16 protein-coding genes are annotated in these 19593 nt (G+C 62.7%); 9 read left to right on the top strand and 7 right to left on the bottom strand.

The genetic code is table 11. The features are described from left to right. Window positions 1–23: 23 nt before the first annotated feature. A complete protein-coding gene (locus tag AB5Y81_RS07545; RefSeq protein WP_341536331.1) occupies window positions 24–1481 on the bottom strand; it encodes a diguanylate cyclase in 1458 nt (485 codons plus the stop codon). A gap of 306 nt (window positions 1482–1787) precedes the next feature. Between AB5Y81_RS07545 and AB5Y81_RS07540 the strand changes: the two genes are divergently transcribed. The 4 genes from AB5Y81_RS07540 (at window position 1788) to AB5Y81_RS07525 (ending at window position 8966) form a co-directional block, all read left to right on the top strand. Next, a complete protein-coding gene (locus AB5Y81_RS07540; protein WP_242526965.1) occupies window positions 1788–2837 on the top strand; it encodes an efflux RND transporter periplasmic adaptor subunit in 1050 nt (349 codons plus the stop codon). Continuing rightward, window positions 2837–5956: an efflux RND transporter permease subunit gene (locus tag AB5Y81_RS07535; protein WP_279484668.1), complete on the top strand. Its 3120-nt coding sequence runs from the start codon at window positions 2837–2839 to the stop codon at window positions 5954–5956. The genes AB5Y81_RS07540 and AB5Y81_RS07535 overlap by 1 nt, the downstream gene beginning before the upstream one ends. Before the next feature lie 83 nt (window positions 5957–6039). Beyond that, on the top strand, window positions 6040–6411 hold the full coding sequence (locus AB5Y81_RS07530) for a hypothetical protein (RefSeq protein WP_005298618.1): 372 nt from the start codon (window positions 6040–6042) through the stop codon (window positions 6409–6411). A gap of 137 nt (window positions 6412–6548) precedes the next feature. Then, window positions 6549–8966: a YgiQ family radical SAM protein gene (locus AB5Y81_RS07525; protein WP_368146619.1), complete on the top strand. Its 2418-nt coding sequence runs from the start codon at window positions 6549–6551 to the stop codon at window positions 8964–8966. Window positions 8967–9087: 121 nt separating this feature from the next. Here AB5Y81_RS07525 and AB5Y81_RS07520 read toward each other — a convergent pair whose 3' ends face one another. Continuing rightward, a complete protein-coding gene (locus AB5Y81_RS07520; protein WP_279484666.1) occupies window positions 9088–10833 on the bottom strand; it encodes a hypothetical protein in 1746 nt (581 codons plus the stop codon). Between the two features lie 437 nt (window positions 10834–11270). Here AB5Y81_RS07520 and AB5Y81_RS07515 point away from each other — a divergent pair, with 437 nt between their 5' ends. Further along, complete coding sequence (locus tag AB5Y81_RS07515) at window positions 11271–11486, top strand: hypothetical protein (protein WP_215269674.1); 216 nt, start codon at window positions 11271–11273, stop codon at window positions 11484–11486. 75 nt (window positions 11487–11561) lie between these two features. On the opposite strand, the gene AB5Y81_RS07510 is transcribed toward AB5Y81_RS07515, so the two are convergent. Together AB5Y81_RS07510 and AB5Y81_RS07505 are read right to left on the bottom strand one after the other, a co-directional pair. Then, the gene (locus tag AB5Y81_RS07510) at window positions 11562–11996 is read right to left on the bottom strand and encodes a hypothetical protein (protein WP_279484665.1); all 435 of its coding nucleotides are present in this window, start codon (window positions 11994–11996) and stop codon (window positions 11562–11564) included. Then, window positions 11993–12526, bottom strand: coding sequence for a DinB family protein (locus AB5Y81_RS07505; RefSeq protein ID WP_279484664.1), 534 nt, complete (start codon window positions 12524–12526; stop codon window positions 11993–11995). The genes AB5Y81_RS07510 and AB5Y81_RS07505 overlap by 4 nt, the downstream gene beginning before the upstream one ends. A 539-nt stretch (window positions 12527–13065) precedes the next feature. On the opposite strand from AB5Y81_RS07505, the gene AB5Y81_RS07500 reads away from it, so the two are divergent. From AB5Y81_RS07500 to aqpZ, 4 genes are all read left to right on the top strand, one after another. Further along, window positions 13066–13452 carry a hypothetical protein gene (locus tag AB5Y81_RS07500; protein ID WP_005298645.1) on the top strand — a complete coding sequence of 129 codons (387 nt, stop codon included), beginning with the start codon at window positions 13066–13068 and terminating at the stop codon, window positions 13450–13452. Window positions 13453–13659: 207 nt separating this feature from the next. After that, on the top strand, window positions 13660–14568 hold the full coding sequence (locus tag AB5Y81_RS07495) for a Gfo/Idh/MocA family oxidoreductase (RefSeq protein ID WP_279484663.1): 909 nt from the start codon (window positions 13660–13662) through the stop codon (window positions 14566–14568). Between the two features lie 185 nt (window positions 14569–14753). Next, window positions 14754–15275, top strand: coding sequence for a crossover junction endodeoxyribonuclease RuvC (gene ruvC / locus AB5Y81_RS07490; RefSeq protein WP_005298649.1), 522 nt, complete (start codon window positions 14754–14756; stop codon window positions 15273–15275). 326 nt (window positions 15276–15601) lie between these two features. Then, entirely contained in the window at window positions 15602–16288 is a 687-nt protein-coding gene (aqpZ, locus tag AB5Y81_RS07485) for an aquaporin Z (protein ID WP_017788518.1), read from the top strand. A gap of 260 nt (window positions 16289–16548) precedes the next feature. Here aqpZ and AB5Y81_RS07480 read toward each other — a convergent pair whose 3' ends face one another. The 3 genes from AB5Y81_RS07480 to AB5Y81_RS07470 form a co-directional block, all read right to left on the bottom strand. Then, window positions 16549–17298, bottom strand: coding sequence for a lytic transglycosylase domain-containing protein (locus AB5Y81_RS07480; protein ID WP_279485551.1), 750 nt, complete (start codon window positions 17296–17298; stop codon window positions 16549–16551). Window positions 17299–17471: 173 nt separating this feature from the next. After that, window positions 17472–18869 carry an alpha-amylase family protein gene (locus AB5Y81_RS07475; RefSeq protein ID WP_279484662.1) on the bottom strand — a complete coding sequence of 466 codons (1398 nt, stop codon included), beginning with the start codon at window positions 18867–18869 and terminating at the stop codon, window positions 17472–17474. Between the two features lie 194 nt (window positions 18870–19063). Beyond that, window positions 19064–19593, bottom strand: a 530-nt coding sequence (locus AB5Y81_RS07470) for a M23 family metallopeptidase (RefSeq protein WP_368146617.1), incomplete at its 5' end; no start/stop codon positions are given.

Below are 19593 nucleotides of genomic sequence, written 5' to 3'. Positions count from 1 at the left end.
CGAACATGAGTGAGGGGATCAGCTTACCCGCAGTTGCCGGCGCCGTCATCCTGCCAGGGTTCACTGCGGTTGCGCCCGTTGGCCTTGGCCTGGTAGAGCGCCACGTCGGCCCGCCTGATGGCCTCTTGTAGCGGCGTCTCGGCGTTGCTGTGGTGATAGCCGAGGCTGATGGTGACAGCCAGCGCTGGCGCCAGCGCCTGCCAAGGGTGACTGGCGATGTGCTGGCGCAACCGCTCGGCCAGCTGGTCGAGTGGTTCGCCCCCTTTGGCCGCCAGCAGCAGAAACTCCTCGCCGCCCCAGCGGATCAGGGCATCTTCCCGCCGCAGCTGTTGCTGGCACAGGCGCACCAGCTGGATCAGCACCTGGTCGCCCCCCTCGTGGCCAAAGCGGTCGTTGACCTGCTTGAAGTGATCGCAGTCGAACATGATCACCCCGACGCTGCCCCCGCGCTGTTGATGGCGGCGCTCGAACTCGTCGAAGTAGTGGCGGTTGAAGGCGCCGGTCAGGGCATCGTGGTTGGAGAGGTAATTCAGCTGCCGGTTCAGACGGCGAGACTTGAGGTTGGCGAGCACGGCCCAGGCCATGAAGAAGAGGGCGATCAGGGTTGGTGCGGACTGACTGAGCAGGGCCCACAGCAGGGAAGGCAAAGGGACGCGGTGGAGCAGGGTGAGCCCGGTGTCAGGAATGATGTACTGGAACTGAAACGCCCCCTGGAGCCAGCGATAGCCATCCCATGCCTCTACCGGCTTGGGGGCCCGGCTATGCTCCCGCGCGCTGCTGGCCAGAATATAGTGATCTTGATTGACCAGAAACAGGGTTCCAATTCGTGGTGCGTGTTCCCTCATCATCTCATCGAGCCGTGAGAGTAAAATATCCATGCTGATGACTCCCACCAGCATCTGCTCCCGCACTATGGGCTTGGACAGCGTGATCATCATTCCCTCACCTGCAGTATCTGCGTAGGGACGCGATATGATGACGCGCTGGCTGGGGTTTTGCTTTTGCAGGGCATCCAGCCAGTAGGATTGTTGATAGAGTTTTCGTTGAAAATGAAAACGGCTTGAGGGCACCCACGGATAGACATAGATAAAATCATCTGCCCCGGTGAAATAAACCCAGGTGACCTTGTCTTTCAGCAACTTGGTGGCGGTGGACAATAAAGGCGAGAGGCTTAATGCCAGGTGGATCCTGGCTTCGCGCTCGCCGCCCGGGTCAGGCAATGGTCCTAGCCCGGTCAGATTGCCAACGAGCCCGACGGGCAGGTCGGGGGGGATCTGATCCAGTGAGAATCTTCGCGTCGGGTCTACGTGAAGGACCTTATAAAGCTGGCGGGTCAGCGTCGACTGCGGATTGCTGCGCAGCCGTTCCTCCGCCTGGCCTCGCATGGCTTCGAGGAAGGCTGTCATCTGCTTAAACTGAGACTGCAAGTGAGTCGCACTATGGAGAGAATCTTGTTTGTTGAATTCGACGAGCTGTTCCAGCGTCTGATGGAGGGTGAGGGCGAGCAACAGCATGACGACAATACCAGGCAGCCAATGCTGTCGGTGTAGAGCATTGTGAAAGCGTGTTATTGGCATATTGACGGTCGTACCTGATTTTCACTGATTCAATTGTCAGTCTAGGTAGTAACCATGGAGAACATCTCTTCTGGATGCTATTTCGGTGATCTCACCCCACTCTTGTTACGTTTTGTCACATTTATACATAGTCACGGCATAGTCAGGGGGTAACATGGTGACCATCATTGATGAAGTGCCCTCTTTTCTCTTAATTTCATGGATTGCTTGATGAAAATGCGTACTTGGCTGGTGCTTGCCTGCCTCTCTCTGCTGATTTCCGCCGGCTGGTATTACCGCCACTTTGCCCCTGCCGGCAAACCCCAGCCACGTCAGGTCAACATCCGGGCGCAGACGGTCAGCCAGAGCCTGGCCGAGCCCTCCATCAAGCTGGTGAGCAAGCTGGCCGCCAACCGCTCCGTGGTGATCAGCCCCGAGGTGACCGGCCGCATCGTCAAGATAGCGGTGCGCTCCGGCCAGCAGGTCAAGCAGGGGGACGTGCTGATCGCCCTCGACGCCGGCAAGCAGCAGGCCGAGCTGGCCGAGCAGAGCGCCAGCGTGCGCGACGAGAGCCGCAAGCTGCGGGACATGCGCCGGCTGGTGGCGCGCGGCGCCATCACCACCTCCGAGCTGGAAGGGCAGGAGGCCACGGTCGCCCAGGCTCAGGCCCGCGCCGATGCCGCCAAGTACGAGCTCTCCCTGCGCACCCTGCTGGCGCCGTTCGACGGCTCGGTCAGCCTCATCGATCTGAGCGAAGGGGCCCTGGTCAACAGCGGCGACACCCTGCTCCACCTGGACGAGCTGGCCAAGCTGCGGCTCGATCTGGCGGTGCCCGAGCGCTACCTCTCGCTGCTGCGCCCCGGCATGGCGGTGACGGCGACCAGTTCGGCCTGGCCGGATCAATCTTTTCGCGGCGTACTGGAGACGCTGGACAGTCGCGTCTCCAACGATACCCAGAACATCAAGGCGCGGGTGATCATCCCCAATCCCGACGGTCAGCTGCGCCCCGGCATGCTGCTCAACGTCGAGCTCTCCCTGCCGCCACAGAAGATGACCCTGATCCCTGCCCAGTCGGTGGAGTATGCCGGCGAGCAGCGCTTCGTCTATCGTCTCGAACCCAACGGCAAGGTCAAGCGGGTGCCCGTGGTGCTGGGGGATACCCATGGCGAAGAGGTGTGGGTGACCGAGGGGCTCAAGGTGGGCGATCGCATCGTGGTCGAGGGGCTGGTCAACCTGCGTGACGGCGTCAGCGTGCACGATCTGGCGGAGGTCAAAGGCTGATGTGGCTCTCCGATATTTCCGTGCGCCGCCCGCTGGTGGCGGTGGTGCTGAGCGCGCTGCTCACCGTGTTCGGTCTGGTGGCGTTTTCCAAGCTGACGGTGCGGGAGATGCCGGACGTGCAGACGCCGTCCGTCTCCATCACCACCATGTACGAGGGGGCCGCCCCCGCCGTCATGGAGAGCCAGGTCACCAAGCCCATCGAGGATCAGCTCTCCGGCATCAGCGGCATCAAGAACATCAACTCGGTGACCCGCAAGGGGCGCTCTGTCATCACGGTGGAGTTCAAGCTCGGCTGGAACATGGTGGAGGGGATCTCCGATGTGCGCGACGCCATCTCCCGTGCCCGCCCCAAGCTGCCGGACGAGGTGGATGAACCCCTGGTCACCAAGGACAACGGCAACGGCGACGTAGCGGTCTGGCTCAACTTCAGCAGCACCCAGATGGACCGCACCGCCATGACCGACTACGCCAATCGGGTGCTGGTGGATCCCCTGAGCCTGGTGGACGGGGTGAGCGAGGTATCCCTCTCCGGCGATCTGACCCAGGTGATGTACGTGCGGCTGCGCCCAGCCGACATGGCGGCGCGCGGTGTCACGGTGGCGGATGTGCAGGACGCCCTCAAGCGCGAGAACATCGAGCTGCCGGGTGGCGAGATCCGCAACAACAGCATGACCATGGCGGTGCAGATCGCCCGGCTCTATCACACCGCCGCCGATTTCCAGGCGCTGCAGGTGCGCACCGCCGCCAACGGCCAGAGCATCTATCTGGCCGACATCGCCGATGTGGAGGTGGGGGCCAAGAACGAAGACAGCGCCTACCAGCGCAACGGCCGTGAGAGCCTGGGGATTGGCATAGTCGCCCAGTCCACCGCCAACCCGCTGGCGGTGGCGCAGGGGGTCGAGAAAAAGATGGCCGAGATGCAGCGCTTCCTGCCGGAGGGGGCGACCCTGGAGGTCGACTACGACTCCACCATCTTCATCAAGCAGGCCATCGACGAGGTGTACGAAACGCTCGCCATCTGCGCCGTACTGGTGGTGGCCGTGCTCTACCTGTTTCTGGGGCAGGGGCGCACCACCCTCATTCCGGCCATCACGGTGCCGGTCTCCCTCATTTCCGCTTTTATCGGTGCCTGGTATCTCGGCTTTTCCATCAACCTCATCACCCTGTTGGCGCTCATTCTCGCCATCGGCCTGGTGGTGGATGACGCCATCGTGGTGGTGGAGAACATTCACCACCATCTGCAGCGGGGCGAGCCGCCCCTGCTGGCCGCCTGGCACGGTACCCGCGAGGTGGGCTTTGCGGTGATCGCCACCACCGCCGTGCTGGTGATGGTGTTCGTGCCCATCGCTTTCATGGATGGCATGGTGGGGCGGCTCTTTACCGAGTTCGCCATCCTGCTGTCCCTGGCGGTGCTCTTCTCGTCGCTGATCGCGCTCACCCTGACCCCGGCCATGGGCTCCTGGCTGATGCGCTCGGTGGATAGACCCAACCGGCTGACGGCGGCGCTCGATCGTGGCCTCGGCTGGGTGGAGAAGCACTATCGCACTCTGCTTGGCGCCGTGCTGCGCCACTCGCGCTGGACCCCGTTGGTGCTGGTGCTCTGCCTGGGCGGCATCGGTGCCCTGTTTGCCCAGCTGCCCACCAGCCTGACCCCGACCGAGGATCGGGGCGTGCTCTACGTCTTCGTCAAGGGGGCCGAGGGCACCAGCATCGAGCGGATGAAACGCAACATGCAGCAGGTGGAGGCCGCCATCATGCCGCTGCTCGGCAAGGGGGTGGTGCAGGCCATGAGCTTCAGCACCCCGGCCTTCGGCCGCGGCGGCGATCAGACCGGCATGGCCATCATCCAGCTCACCGACTGGGCCGAGCGGGATGAAACCGCCACCGAGTTCGCCAAGTCCCTGAGCGGGCGGCTGGCCGGCATCCCGGACGTGATGATCCGCACCTTCCAGCCGGGCTTTCGCGGTGGCTCCACCGCGGCGGTGCAGTTCGTGCTGCAGGGCTCCGACTATGCCGAGCTCTATCAGCAGGGGCTGGCCCTGAAAGAGGCGGCAGCCCAGAGCGGTCTGATGGAGACGCCGGATCTCGACTACGCCGAGAAGACCCCGGAGCTGCAGGTGACCATAGAGCGGGATCGGGCCAACCAGCTCGGCATCCCGGTCTCCACCGTCGCGAGCTCCCTGCAGGCCCTGCTCGGCGGCATCAGCCAGACCACCTATGTGGACAGGGGGGAGGAGTATGACGTCTACCTGCGCGCCAACCAGCGCGACTTCAACGGCGTCTCCGACTTGAGCCGCATCTACCTCAAGGCAGCCAACGGCGAGATGGTGACCCTCTCGACCCTGGCCACCGTCAAGCAGGTGGCGAGCCCGCAGCGCCTCAATCACTACCAGCGCCAGAAGGCGGTGACCCTGACCGCGGATCTGGCGCCGGGCCATACCCTGGGTGAGGCGCTGGATTACCTGGACGGCTGGGCCAATGCCAACCTGCCAAACGGCATGACGGTGGATTATGCCGGCGAGTCCAAGGACTATCGCGACAACCAGGGCGAGATGGTGATGGTGTTCGCTCTGGCCCTGCTGGTGGTCTATCTGGTGCTGGTGGCCCAGTTCGAGAGCATGCTGACCCCGGCGGTGGTGATGGTGACGGTGCCGCTCGGCATTTTCGGCGGCCTGCTCGGCCTCTGGCTGACGGGGCAGGAGATGAGCATCTACAGCCAGATCGGCATGATCATGCTGATCGGCATGGTGACCAAGAACGGCATCCTGATCGTCGAGTTCATCAACCAGCTGCGCCAGCGCGGTGAAGGATTCGACGAGGCGATCATCGCAGGCTCGGTGCGCCGTTTGCGCCCCATTCTGATGACCTCCCTCACCGCCATCATAGGGGCCGTGCCGCTGATGCTCTCCATGGGGGCGGGTTACGAGAGCCGGATGTCGGTGGGCACCGTGGTCTTCTTCGGCTTGTCTCTCGCGACCCTGGTGACCCTGCTGCTGGTGCCCGCCATCTACCATCTGCTGGCCAGACGGGCCGGCATGACCGGCGCGCGGGATCAACAGGTGGACGCGGCGCTGGCCGCCAGCGAGGCCACCTCGCAGCAGGACAAACCGGCTGCCTGATGCGGCCCCCCATATAGGGGCAGAGGCTGGCATGCAAACGGCTGCGGGTTAATATGTAGCCAGTTTGATACTCGAGGTGAGTCATGTTGCCATCAGCCATTTATGAGCCGCTGCCCTTTGCCTACATGGGCAGCGGTTTGCTTTTGTTGGGGATTGCCGATCAGCCGGGGCTGTTGCTGGCCGGGTTGGCACTCTATCTGGCCGGTTCGCTGGCCTGGTTTCGGCGCGGCGCCTATCGCCGCCCAGACAAGCACCGGCTGGTGCGAAAGCAGGGCTGGCCGCTGTGGCTCTACGAGAGCCGACCGTTTGCGCTGATCCTGCTGGGCCTGCTGATGCTGCGCCTTGCCACCCACCCGGTGTTCCTGGCGCCCGCCCTGGTCTGGTGCCTGCTGGGCGGCTATCAGCTGCTGCAGCGCCACTACAACCGTATCGTGCTGGCCCGCGCCCTGGCCTGAGCCGACCATTGACCCGCACTTTTGAGGCGAGCCCCGCTGGCTCGCCTTTTCCGCATCTATCGTAGGGGCAAAAAGCCGTCGCCCCCGCCTTGCTCTGCCGGTATAATGCGCGACCCGAATTGTTCCAGGTGGTCAAAATGCAGCCGGTTACCAACCTCTTCTCCTATCCCCGCTACTGGGCCGAGTGCTACGGCACGGCGCCCTTCCTGCCCATGTCCCGTGCGGAGATGGACAAGCTCGGCTGGGACAGCTGCGACATCGTGCTGGTGACAGGCGACGCCTACGTCGATCACCCGAGCTTCGGCATGGCGGTGATTGGCCGCATGCTCGAATCCCAGGGCTTTAGGGTCGGCATCATCGCCCAGCCGGACTGGTCGTCGAAGGATGACTTCATGCGCCTGGGCAAGCCGAACCTCTTCTATGGCGTCACCGCGGGCAACATGGACTCCATGATCAACCGCTACACCGCCGACAAGAAGCTGCGCCACGACGACGCCTACACCCCCGGGGATGTGGGCGGCAAGCGGCCGGACCGCGCCACCCTGGTCTATACCCAGCGCTGCAAGGAGGCCTATAAAGAGGTCCCCGTGGTCATCGGCGGCATCGAGGCGTCCCTGCGTCGCATCGCCCACTACGACTACTGGTCCGAGACCATCCGCCGCTCCATCCTCATCGACGCCAAGGCCGACATCCTCATCTACGGCAACGCCGAGCGCCCCCTGGTGGAGGTGGCTCACCGCATCGCAGGTGGCGAGACCATCGAGACCATGCAGGACATTCGCGGCACCGCGGTGATCCGCAAGGAGCCGCTGCCGGGCTGGCGCGGGGTGGATTCGAGCAAGCTCGATCAGATTGGCCGCATCGACCCCATCCCCAACCCCTATATGGAAGGGGCCCCCTGCGCGGACGACGAAGGTACCGCGCCGGTGGAGCAGGAGGCCAAGCCCATCCTGGTGCAGCCCCCTAAGCAAAAGCCGTGGGAGCTGACCTACGTCAAGCTGCCGGCGTTCGAGCGGGTGAAGGAGGACAAGGTGCTCTACGCCCATGCGTCGCGCATCCTGCACCACGAGACCAACCCGGGCTGCGCCCGCGCGCTCTCCCAGGCCCACGGCGATCGCATCATCTGGGTCAACCCGCCCGCCTTCCCCCTCGAAACCGACGAGATGGACGGAGTGTTCGGCCTGCCGTACCAGCGGGTGCCGCACCCGGCCTATGGCAAGGAGAAGATCCCGGCCTACGACATGATCAAGACCTCGGTCAACATCATGCGCGGCTGCTTCGGCGGCTGCTCCTTCTGCTCCATCACCGAGCACGAGGGGCGCATCATCCAGAGTCGCTCGGAAGAGTCGATCCTCAAAGAAATCGAAGAGATCCGCGACAAGGTGCCGGGCTTTACCGGCGTCATCTCGGATCTCGGCGGCCCCACCGCCAACATGTACAAGCTGCGCTGCAAGAGCCCCAAGGCCGAGCAGACCTGTCGCCGTGCCTCCTGCGTCTGGCCGACCATCTGCCCGCACATGGACACCGACCACAGCCCGACCATCAACCTCTATCGCAAGGCGCGCGACCTCAAGGGCATCAAGAAGATACTGATCGCCTCCGGGGTGCGTTACGACATCGCGGTGGAAGATCCGCGCTACATCAAGGAGCTGGCCAAGTACCATGTCGGCGGCTACCTCAAGATCGCGCCGGAGCACACCGAGGAGGGCCCGCTCTCCAAGATGATGAAGCCGGGTATGGGCAGCTACTACAGCTTCAAGGAGCTGTTCGACAAGTACTCCAAGGAGGCGGGCAAGCAGCAGTACCTGATCCCCTACTTCATCTCCGCCCACCCGGGCACCACGGATGAAGACATGGTGAACATGGCGCTCTGGATCAAGTCCAACCGCTTCAAGCTCGATCAGGTGCAGAACTTCTACCCATCGCCGCTCGCCAACGCCACCACCATGTATTACACGGAGAAAAACCCCCTCAACAAGGTGAGTCGCCAGGGCGGGGACGTGTTCGTGGTGAAAGGGGAGCGTCGCCGTCGCCTGCACAAGGCGCTGCTGCGCTATCACGATCCGGCCGGCTGGCCGATGATCCGCGAAGCCCTGCTGGAGATGGGCAAGGGCCACCTGATCGGCAACGGCCCCGACTGCCTGGTGCCGCCGGAAGGCCGTGGCGAACTTAAAGGCAAGAGCGGGGCCGAACGCAGCCGCAGCAAGGGCCTCAAGCCCGCGTTGACCCGCCACAGTGCCATCACCCATCAGCGCAGCAACGGGGCTGGCAACAAGGCCGCCCGCAGCGAGGCTGGTGCAGCGAATGCTCCGGCAGCCACCAGAAATGGCGGCAAGGCGGGCAATGGCAAACCGGTCGGCTCCGAGCTCAAGTTGGGTAAAGGGAACGGCAATCCCGCCGCACAAGGCGCAGGCCAGAGTGCTGGTAAGAGCAAACCGGCTCACAAGGGCAAGACGCCGACCCGCGCAGGCTCAGCCAAGCCGGGCGCCAAACCCGTCGCTCAAGGCGGCAAGCCTGCGGCCAAAGGCAATGGTGCCAAGCGACCGGCGCGGTGATATTCCCTCTGATAGGGAAAAGCTAGATACAATAAGGGCGGCCAGATGGTCGCCCTTGATTTATTGATTGGTCTGACTGGTCTGTGGCTTGTTCCTCCAATAGCTGGGGGAGCTCGGAGAGCTACGCCTTGGCCTCAGATTGAGGTGCGGTCGCCGCTTCCGGGTCGGATTCAGGTGGGGCCTTGTCAAGTTCGAGGTAGACGTAGCTTGGTTTGCGCCTGAGTCCTTCAGCCGGAGACGTGTGCACCAATCGCCGGTTCTCCACGTCGAAGGTTATGCCGTCCACCAAGCACGCCTCGGCAACGCGCGGGTTGTACCCGTGCAGCCATACAAAGTTTTTCCTCGTCCAAGCCAGCACGGCCCTTTGAAGCGCCCGGCTGTCCTTGTCGTAGTCGCCCTGCCTGACAGTGAGCCCCATCACGTTCAGGCAGAAGCCGAGAATCTTTGCACCTTTGAAATTGGGAAAGCGCTTCATGTCGGCAATCTCGTCGTACAGGAGCCGTCGCACCTTGAACTTCACCACCTTGCCAGCGTGACCATCAAGGTGATTGAAGTTGAACAGTTCGCCCCACACCGAGTTGTGCTGAATCGTCCAGCATCCCCACTGTGGCGATTTGACTGCCGAAGCGTGGAAGATCACCTCGAAGATCATGCTGGCTATGTGATCGTAAAAGGTCTCGCGCGGATGGCCGTGCTGCTCTCTCACACGAATGCGGACGTGGTCGGGAGCCCCCTTCTCGTTGAGAATCTTGACCGCGTCTTTGACGAACTCGACGACGATGCGAAGACGGCGGGACGAGTCGGTGTCCCAAGCGCTGGCGAGTTCGTTCAACGTGTAGAGGTCGGAGGCAGCGTTTTCGATGTAACCCTTGGCTCGATACAGCACGAACGAATGGCCCCCATACCCTTCTTTGACGTAGCTGCGGAAGGTCATCAACACTACCCTGCAGTAGGCCTCCCATTGAGTGGCGTCCCATTCCCTCTTGCCGTATATGTCGGGGTCAAGGAGAGTCCCGATCGTCTCGGCCATCTCGTAGTTCGAGAACATCGCCTGACTGAGCGGCTTGTGGTAGCCGATCAGGCCCGATTCGTAGCCCTCCGCCTCGTGATAGAGGAATGAGTCCTTGTTTGCCAGCGCCTCGTTGACGATGTTCTTGGCGAAGGTCTCCACCTGGATGCCGTGCTTCTTCGCGTCGGCCATTGCTTGGAACACGGCCAGTGCGGTGCCCGGCGACGACTCGACGATTGCGCGGCACAGCCTCTTGTCGGCGATGAGCAGAAGCAGGTCGTTGGCGTATCCCTCTACCTTCGGAGGGGCCTTCTTCTTTTCATCTTCGCGCTCAAGCCGATAGTTCTTCAGTCTGCCCCTGTCCGTGGCATGGCGGACTAGCGCTCTGGCCGAGTAGGCGAGTTCGTCTGCGATGACTGCGAGCTCTGCCGGTGACCCCTTGAGGATGAATCGATACAGGGTATGTGCGAAGCGCTCGGAGTTGTGCCGACCGTATGTAGGCGGCCGGATGAACGCGAACCAAGTCCAGGTGAGGAACGTCAGCAGGAACAGTCCGCCCAGGATCGCTTGCCACGACGCGGGCGTCAGGAGGTTACCCTTTGGCACGAGCCACTGCTCGGCGCGCCAGAGGTCTGTAAGCAGCGTGAGTACACCGACGGTGGCGACGACCGAGAACGTGATACCCAGCAGAGGAATGGGAGCGGTCCGGACCCGGAACCGGTATCGGACGTCGGCGATTGTCCAGGCCAACACCATGAGTGCGAGTCCCGCAAGGTATTCCGAGAAGCCGAAGAACTTCTGCCCGCTACCGTCGAGAGGGATGAAGCAAACGCCCACGAAGCACTGTTCAACTGTCACTCGGTCTTCCTCTTTGTATTCGCCGCCTCTGTCGTCGGCAATTCTGGGACACCCATCTTTTTTGACCGAGTTCTACATCTGGTCTCGAGGTCGTCTGCTATTTCCCGCCAGACTAGGGAAGTAAACTACTGCCCGTGGATGACAGTTTCCAATATGCTCCTTTGACCAGCGATGACAGCATCCCATCGCAGTTCAACAGGTTCTGGATGGTTATGGTAAGCCAAACGAAACTACTTGGGCGAGCCTTAAAGTGATGTAACCATCAGATTCTCATCGTTTTTTGAACTGGATCAGCAAATGGATTTGAAAGGGCATATGTGGCTATTTTCACCCCCTAAAAAGATGACTGTCCCCATTGTGGGAGGCTTTGTTATCTTGCCGGGTAGATCGGCTGGGGCGATAGGTACCCCTTATCTCATCTCAACAGGAGCAATCAGATGGCGTTAAAGGTACGATCCCGCAGGGAGAAGGTGGGCAGCGGCCTTGGGCTGCTGCTCGGGATCATCGGTTTCAATCTGCTGGTGCCTTTCTTGTTTGAAAAGCAGGCGGGCTTTGATGGCAGCCAGATGCTCTGGGCCGCCGTGACGGCGCTGCTCTGCGCCGAGCTGGGGGCCAGGATAGGCAAGTGGCTGGATCGCAGAGAGCAATCTTGACGGGATTTCGCTAGTCACCCGGCAAACGGCTGTCACATGGCCGTGGGGCAGCGAAGCGTTCTGCTTTATAACCCCTTATTGCCACACCTCCTGCCCCTTGCCATTGAGCAGGGTGTGAAACAGATAGTGATCATCCCGATCGTAATAGACGGTAATGGTGTGACGCTCGGTGTAGTCCGCCGCCACGCTGGCCACCGTCATGGGCACCAGGATCAGCTCCCCCAGCCCCATTGTCACGGCGCTCGCCGTGGCCTGGCCATTGCCGTCACCGCGCTTGTGGATCTTGCCGAGCACGGTAAAGCGATCGCAGCCCTGCACCTTATCCTCGGTCAGAAAGGTGGCCTGCTGGCAGAGCTGGGGATCGCCCAGTTCGGCGCGAATGGTCGTGCGGGTCTCCCCTGACACCAGGGTATTGCGAAAGCGTCCCGAGTAGTGATCGAGGGCGGCGGCGCAGCCGCTTAGCAGCCAGATCAGCAGCAGCGGTGTGAGCCGCAGACAGGTGCGCTTCATGGGCGGGCCTTGTCATCTGCCAGGGCAGCATCGCCCCGCCGCTCAGGTTCGCTGCGATGCAAGAAGGTGGTCAGGGTATCGCGCGGCGGCGTGATGCCGCACTGCACCAGGATCCGCCCGATCGCCCCCCTGTGATAGCCGCCGTGGGTTACCAGGTGCAGCAGCATCTCGGCGCGGCTCATCTGCCCCTGGTCGCCATCCGTGAACTGAAACCGGACCTGGGTATTGCACGCCTGCGGGCTCAGGGTCGCCAAATACTCCACCAGCCAGTTATCCAGTGCCGTGACCGCGCCGTGCAGCGCCGCCAGGGTCGGCGTCTCGGGGGTATTGGTGGCGGTAAAACCGTGCCGTTCCCCCAGCAGGTTGGCCTTGAAGATGGTATCGACCACATGGATATGGTTGAAGATGCGCAGGGCCGTGTGGTGAGCCTCGCCATATTGTGTGGCATCCAGGGTGGCGAGGGCCGCCAGCAGTTCGTCATCGGCCCAGCGCTTGTAATGAAAAAGGGATTGCAGCGTCTCGTTGTTCATCGGTTCCTTGCCCTCATCTGCTCCTTGAAAGGTGGGCATGGTAGCCAAGAAGAGACCGATATGAAACCTGTTCTGCGGCGGTATCGACAGCAGGCCGGTTGCTGCCAGTACGCGGTCAGCCGGGCTCCATGGGCCTGCCAGCCTATGATCCGCTCTCGCTCTGGCTGGTGAAACATAAGGTGATCAATCAGTTACATAGGGATGACCATAAGGCCGCCATCCCCGGACGTCCCTGAAGGACGGGGGAGCCAGAGACACTCGTCCGAAGCCAGTGCCGCCGCCAGTTTCGCGGGGCGGGAGAGGTGGCAAAAGGGCGACCAGATGCCCTGAAATATCTGGTTACACTCTTCCCGCCCTGTTGATTGAATAGTGATTGAATAACGAGGGGCTGGGTGTGAAGATGCGCGCCACTCGCGACACGAGCCTGCTCGGCGAGAGATATCAAAAAAGCGACAGCGGTGATGGCGGCGGCGAGCGTCGCGGTCAACACCGCGGCAAAACCGGGCCGGGATGGCCCGCCATCTGTGAGTTCAGACCCCATGAAAAAACTGTTTCTGTTGTTGCCCGCGCTGGCGCTGACGGCCTGTGCCGGCAGCATGACCTCTGTTGACAAGACCAGCCCGCAAGGGCGCAAAGTGGTGGTGGGCCAGTTCCCGCCCAAGCCGGAGAACTTGTGCACCCTCAAGCACAACGAAGAGCTCCCGATGAACCTGCTGGAGCGCTATAGCAGCGCAGGACTGCTCAACTCCTATCTGAACAACAACCAGGAGAGCGTCAAGGTGGCCGACGAGAAACAGGCCAACTATGTCCACGTTTATATTCCCGCTCGTAAAATGCTGTTCGGGGTGATCGACCTTAACTACAACGACAAGCCGCGGGTCACCTACTACGACTGCCAGTCCCTCAAAGGGCTGTCACGGGGCTGATCCTCGCAGGCCGATCCGGCGTGTAATGCAAGCAACAGATGCAGAAACAGGGGCGACCGGCGGGTCGCCCCTGTTGCTTTTGGCGCCGCCGATGGAGGGGAGAGGAGGGGAGTGCTACTCTGTCCGCCAGTTTGCATTGGCCGGTTGGCGCAGGCGCTCGCCAGCGCTGACTCTGCCCACGCGTGCCTGATAAAACAAGGAGTTGTCATGCGCATTGCCCTCGTAGGTCTTGGTGATATCGCCCAGAAAGCCTATCTGCCGCTGCTGGCCAGTGACGATCGAGTCACCCCGCTGCTCTGTACCCGCAATCCAGCGGTATTGGATAAGCTGGCCCGCCAGTACCGTATCGCCGAGTGCTTCACCGAGCTGGGCGGCTTGCTGGCAAGCCGCCCGGATGCGGTGATGATCCACGCCGCCACCGCGGTGCACCTGGAACTGGCCGCCCAGTGCCTGCGCGCCGGCATCCCCACCCTTGTCGACAAGCCGCTCTGCGACACGTTTGCCGGGGTAGAGAGCCTCGCCAATATCGCCATCGCCAAGAACTGCCCGCTGTTTGTGGGCTTCAATCGCCGCTATCTGCCCGCCATGAGCGCGGCCCGCGGCCAGCCGCTTACCGAGCTCAACTGGCAAAAGCACCGCCACGCCCTGGCGGGGGCCCCGCGCTCGTTTCTGTTCGACGACTTTATCCACGTGCTCGACAGCCTCTGCTACTACGGGGGGGCGCCTGATGGGGATCTGCATGCGGTGCTGCGGCGCTGTGCCCGCCAACCCGAGTTGCTGGCCGGGGTGAGCGTGGCCTGGCAGAGCGGGCAGGTGGCGGTGAGCGGCAGCATGAATCGCAGCGCTGGCATTACCGAGGAGCGTATAAACGCCTATGGCGACAACTTCTCCCTGCATATCGAGAACTGCACCCGGGGCACGATGGCCCGAGACAAGAGCGTGCTGACCCTGGCCCCCGACGACTGGCAGCCGGTGCTTACCCAACGGGGTTTTGTCGCCATGCTGGCTCACTGGTATCAGCAGATTGAGACGGGACGGGCCGACGGGGCGCTGATTGAGAGTTACCTGCACGGCCACCGGCTGGCGGAGCAACTGGTCACCCTGGTGGGGGAGTGAAGGTGATCGCCGCGCCGGTTTGCCAGGGCCATCGGCGGGGCGGCGGGCGAAAAAATCGCCGGACCACTGTATGAGATGGCGCATCCCTGCGCAGTTGATTGGCGGGGGCGCTGCCACGCAAGCCAAGCGGGCGCTTGTTTGCTATCTTGGCGAGCAGAAACGGCCTTCAGAGCAGCAGCGAGTCTATGAGCATTATTTTGGGGATAGATCCGGGTTCACGCATCACCGGTTACGGGGTCATTCGCATCGTGGCGGGCAAGGCGGAGTACCTGGGCTCGGGCTGCATCCGCACCGACCTGGGGGAGCTGCCGTCGCGCCTCAAGCAGGTCTATGACGGGGTGAGCGAGATCATCACCCAGTTCAAGCCGGACGAGTTCGCCATCGAGCGGGTCTTTATGGCCCGTAATGCCGATTCCGCTTTGAAGCTGGGTCAGGCTCGCGGCAGCGCCATCGTGGCGGCGGTCAATGCCCTGCTGCCGGTGAGCGAATACTCGGCCACCCAGATCAAGCAGGCGGTGGTGGGCACCGGCGGCGCCGCCAAGGAGCAGGTGCAGCATATGGTGACCCACCTGCTCAAGCTTTCGGCCACCCCCCAGGCGGATGCGGCGGATGCCCTCGGGGTGGCGCTCTGCCACTTCCATACCCGTCAGATCCTGATCAAGATGGCCGGACGCAGCACGGGATCGGTGCGCGGTCGCTACCGCTGAGCCGTGCATGCCGCTGTGATAGCGGCACTGTCGGACAACCGGCCATACACCGGCGAGTTGCCTCTTCTGGCAGCGGCGGCTGTCGGTAGAAGCCTCAAAAGGGTCACTTTCTGTCGCACCTCCTCTTCACCGAGAAGGGCTGCCTGATCGGTCGCTAACGACAATCCTCTCAGTTAATCAACTGCTTGTGATGCATGTCACGTTTTATGACCGTGCCCCCCTCCCTTCGCATGCCCGATCCTGACTCCCATAATATGCGCCGGCCGCGTGGTGCGGCCCGGTGAGCCCTGGGCTCCCGCTTCATCCATCATTGGGAGAGTCGAGAAGTGAAACCTTTTGCAGCTGAATTCATGGGCACCTTCTGGCTGGTGCTGGGGGGCTGCGGCAGCGCCGTTCTGGCTGCCGCCTTTCCAAACGTCGGCATCGGCCTGCTCGGCGTGGCGCTGGCCTTCGGCCTGACCGTGCTGACCATGGCTTACGCCATCGGCCATATCTCGGGCTGTCACCTGAACCCGGCCGTGACCATCGGGCTCTGGGCCGGCGGTCGTTTTCCGGCCTCCGGCGTGCTGCCCTACATGGTCGCTCAGGTGCTGGGCGGGATTGCTGCAGCGGCGGTGCTGTATGTGATTGCCAGCGGTCAGGCCGGTTTTGACCTGGCGGCGGGCTTTGCCTCCAACGGCTATGGCGAGCACTCCCCGGGCGGCTACAGCATGCTGGCGGCGCTGGTGTGCGAAGTGGTGATGACAGGTTTCTTCCTGTTCGTCATCATGGGCGCCACCGACAGCCGGGCCCCGGCCGGGTTTGCCCCCATCGCCATTGGCCTGTGCCTGACCCTCATTCACCTCATCAGCATTCCGGTGACCAACACCTCGGTCAACCCGGCGCGCAGCACGGGCGTGGCCTTCTTCGTGGGGGACTGGGCACTGAGCCAGCTGTGGCTGTTCTGGGTCGCTCCCATCGTCGGTGCCATTCTGGGTGCATTGGCCTATCGCGCGATCGCGACCAAAGCCTGATCCGTCAGGGCAGCAAAGTGTGGTATCGACACGCCCCCGGGCGTGTTTTTTCGTTTCTGGCGGGCACGAAAACGGGCCGCAAGGGCCCGCAGAGTAGCCTGGTCATCGGCAAGAGGGGAGGGGCTACAACCCCTTGGCGCTCAGCATATCTTTGTAGCGTTGGCGCAGCAGTTGCACCCGCTCCACACATAGGCATAGGTGCGGGTTTCGGCCATGCCATATGGGAGGGAGTGCCACCTTGTTTGTGACTTGCCAAGGGCTTACAACCCCTTGGCGCTCAGCATGTCTTTGTAGCGCTGGCGCAGCAGCTGCACCCGCTCTACGTAGGCGCGGGTTTCAGCATAAGGGGGGATGCCCCCATGTTTTTGCACCGCACCGGCACCGGCGTTGTAGGCCGCGGTGGCCAGCGCCACGTTGCCACCATACTGCTTGAGCAGCCCCGCCAGATATTTCACCCCGCCGAAGATATTCTGCTCCGCCAGCATGGCATTGCCCACCCCCAGCTCCCGCGCCGTGGCGGGCATCAGCTGGGTCAGTCCCATGGCCCCCTTGCGGGACACGGCGAGGGGGTTGAAGGCGGATTCGGCGTGGATCAGCGCCCGGATGAGGGCCGGCTCCACCTGATAGGCTTTGGCTGCGGCCTGGATGGTGCTGGCGTAGTCATAGAGAAACAGGCCGGTGGTGTGCCAGTTGACCTTGGAGTCGGGGTCGCAGGCGTAACAGTCGTTGAACAGCAGCAGCTCATAGCGGCCCTGATCCGGCATCACGTCCGAGTAGCGCACCACGCCGTTTTTCTGCACCGACTTGTAGACCTGGATCTGGCGGGTACCGGGCGGCAGTGGCGGGCTGGCTGGCTCGGGCGGTGGCAGCACCCCCGGGGTGGGCATGGTGACGGGGGGCGTCGCGGGGGGCGGGGCCGGCGGCTCGGCGGTGAGGATCACCACCTCGGCCGGGGCGGGTGTCTGGCTCCAGCCGGGCGGGGAGAACAGCGGGATCAATCCCATCAACATCCATGCTTTCAACGGCTTGCTCCTTCAGCCTCGTTAGCCTTGTTGAGTAAAGCATCACGGCGCGGGCAGAACAAGCCCGCGCAGGCCGAGCTGTGGCCGCGGCTCACTATTTTGTGTGCGGCAAAAAAAAAAGCGAGGCCGCCCGGTGGCGGCCTCGCACGGCAGTGGCCGGTTTACTCCTGCAGCCAGAGGCGGGCGCTGCGGGCGGGAATGGCGACCCGGACCCACTGGCTCTGCACGTTGATCACGGCGTTTTGGTCGAGCACGTCCCGGTAGTTGCGATACCAGTTCATCTCGAACTTGGCGGTATCGAGCCAGTACTCCTGCTCGTAGTCGCACTTGTTGATGCCGACCAGCCCCTGCTTGCCACGCTTGAACAGCACGAAGCAGTCGCCGCTGCCGACCAGCTGCATGGGCTGGCCCTGCACCGCGTTGTGGAAGCGGATCATCCCCTTGAGGTCGCTGCGCAGGTAATAGTCCTGCCAGCGCAGCCCGTCCTTGGCCTGGGTCTCGCCATGATCCGAATAGACCAGCGGCGAGCCGCCATCGCGCCCGAGCAGGTAGGCATAGGCCAGCTTCTCGTCGGTCGGGTTCAGGATCTGGTAGCGAAAGCCGTCGTTGGTGGGGATGTCGTGAGTGATGGCGAAGGTGACCGCCCGGCTGCCCGGCAGGGCCTGACCGTAGGCACCGGGATCCGCCAGCAGGTTCATGCTGCCACCATAGCCGAGCGCCCCGCGCAGGGAGGCGAACAGCGGGAAGTCATAGGCACCCTGGCCGCTGCTGTCGAGGTAGGGCTTGAGGAAGTGCTCGTAGTCGTTGCTGCCGGCGCCGCCGGTGGTGATCACCTCGCCGAACACGTGCATCCCCTGCTTTATCTCCGGGGTGAACACGGCGTTGATCTGGTAATCGCTCATGTGCTTGACCGCATCGACCCGAAAGCCTTTGATCCCCATCCCCTTGAGCGCCTTGAGGTAGGCCTGCTGCTGGCTTACCACCCAGTTGTTGGGGTCGAGATCCGGCAGCCCCTTGTCGCCCGCGCCGCCGCACAGCCGCCAGAACTGCACGTTGCCCGGATCGTTCCAGTCGCTGATGCACCCTTCCGGATGGAAGTCCTGGCCGGCCAGGAAGTTTTGGCCCAGATCGCCAAACAGCTTCTGGCGCTCGAAGTAGCCGGGGTTGGCGGCATAGCTTTGCAGCAGCTCGCTGCCGGGGTAGTTGAGATCGCTGCGCTTCCAGCTTTCGTTGGCCATGTGGTTGAGCACCACGTCCGCGTAGACGGCGATGCCCCGTGCCTGCATGGCGGCGATCAGCTGCTCGAGATCCTGCTTGTTGCCAAGGGGTGTATCGATGAGGCGCAGATCCTGGGGTTGGTAGCGTGCCCACCACTCGTTGCCCGATGACTTGAGGGGCGGCGAGATGAGCACCTGTTTGTAGCCGGCAGCCTTGATGAGATCGGCCTTGGCGGTGACTTCACTGTATTTCCAGTTGAAGGCGTGCAGTATGACGTCGGCGTGTGTCAAAGGAGCGATCAGCATGCCTGCGATCGCCCAGATTCCCGCTGTGTGTTTCATTATTGTCAGTCCTTTTATTGGGTGCCCTGATGGGCACCCAGAGCCTCACACCAGCCTGGCTGGCCGGCAATCGCCTGACGGTGATTTTGTGAGCACTTTCAAAGCGGACTGTGCGGATCTGTGACGGCTTGCAAAAAACCGCACAGATCCCATCATTACTGATTTTTCAATCACTTAGCGGGTTGTAATGCAACTCAGTCGACCCCGTTGTTGTAGAGCGGTTGCCAGGCACAGTAGCGCTGGCCATTGCGCTGGTTGTAGAGCCAGAAGCGGTTGCAGTTGTCGTCGTAGTTGCTGGCGCCGACGTTGACGGCATAGCTGCTCAGCTTCTGTCCCTGCAGGGACTGGAACACCCCGTTGTAGAGCAGGGAGAAGTGCAGGTGCGGGCCGGTGGAGGAGCCGCCCTCGCACAGGGCCTCGTTGCGGTTGCTGGCATAGGTGCCGATGGGGGTGTCGGCGGCCACGTAGTCGCCGCTGCGCACCGAGATCCCGCTCATGTGGTAGTAGTTGGTGGCCCAGCCATTGGGGGCGGTGACTCGCACCTGGCAGCGGGAGAAGACGGTGACGGTGCCGCTGTTGGCGGCGGTGACCGTGTAGGTGGCGCCGCCCCAGCCCGGCCAGTCGTAGGAGACGTCGATGGAGGAGTAGGGGTAGCCGGAGCCGGTATGGGAGTGGGCGCCATTGGCCTTCCAGCTGTAGCCCTGGCGCCAGGGCAGCTGGAACT

This window comes from Aeromonas sp. s2, from assembly GCF_040907935.1.
GTDB lineage: Bacteria > Pseudomonadota > Gammaproteobacteria > Enterobacterales > Aeromonadaceae > Aeromonas > Aeromonas dhakensis.
The sequence above is the reverse complement of the archived record's forward strand: the minus strand, read 5'-3'. Positions and strand labels throughout refer to the sequence as shown.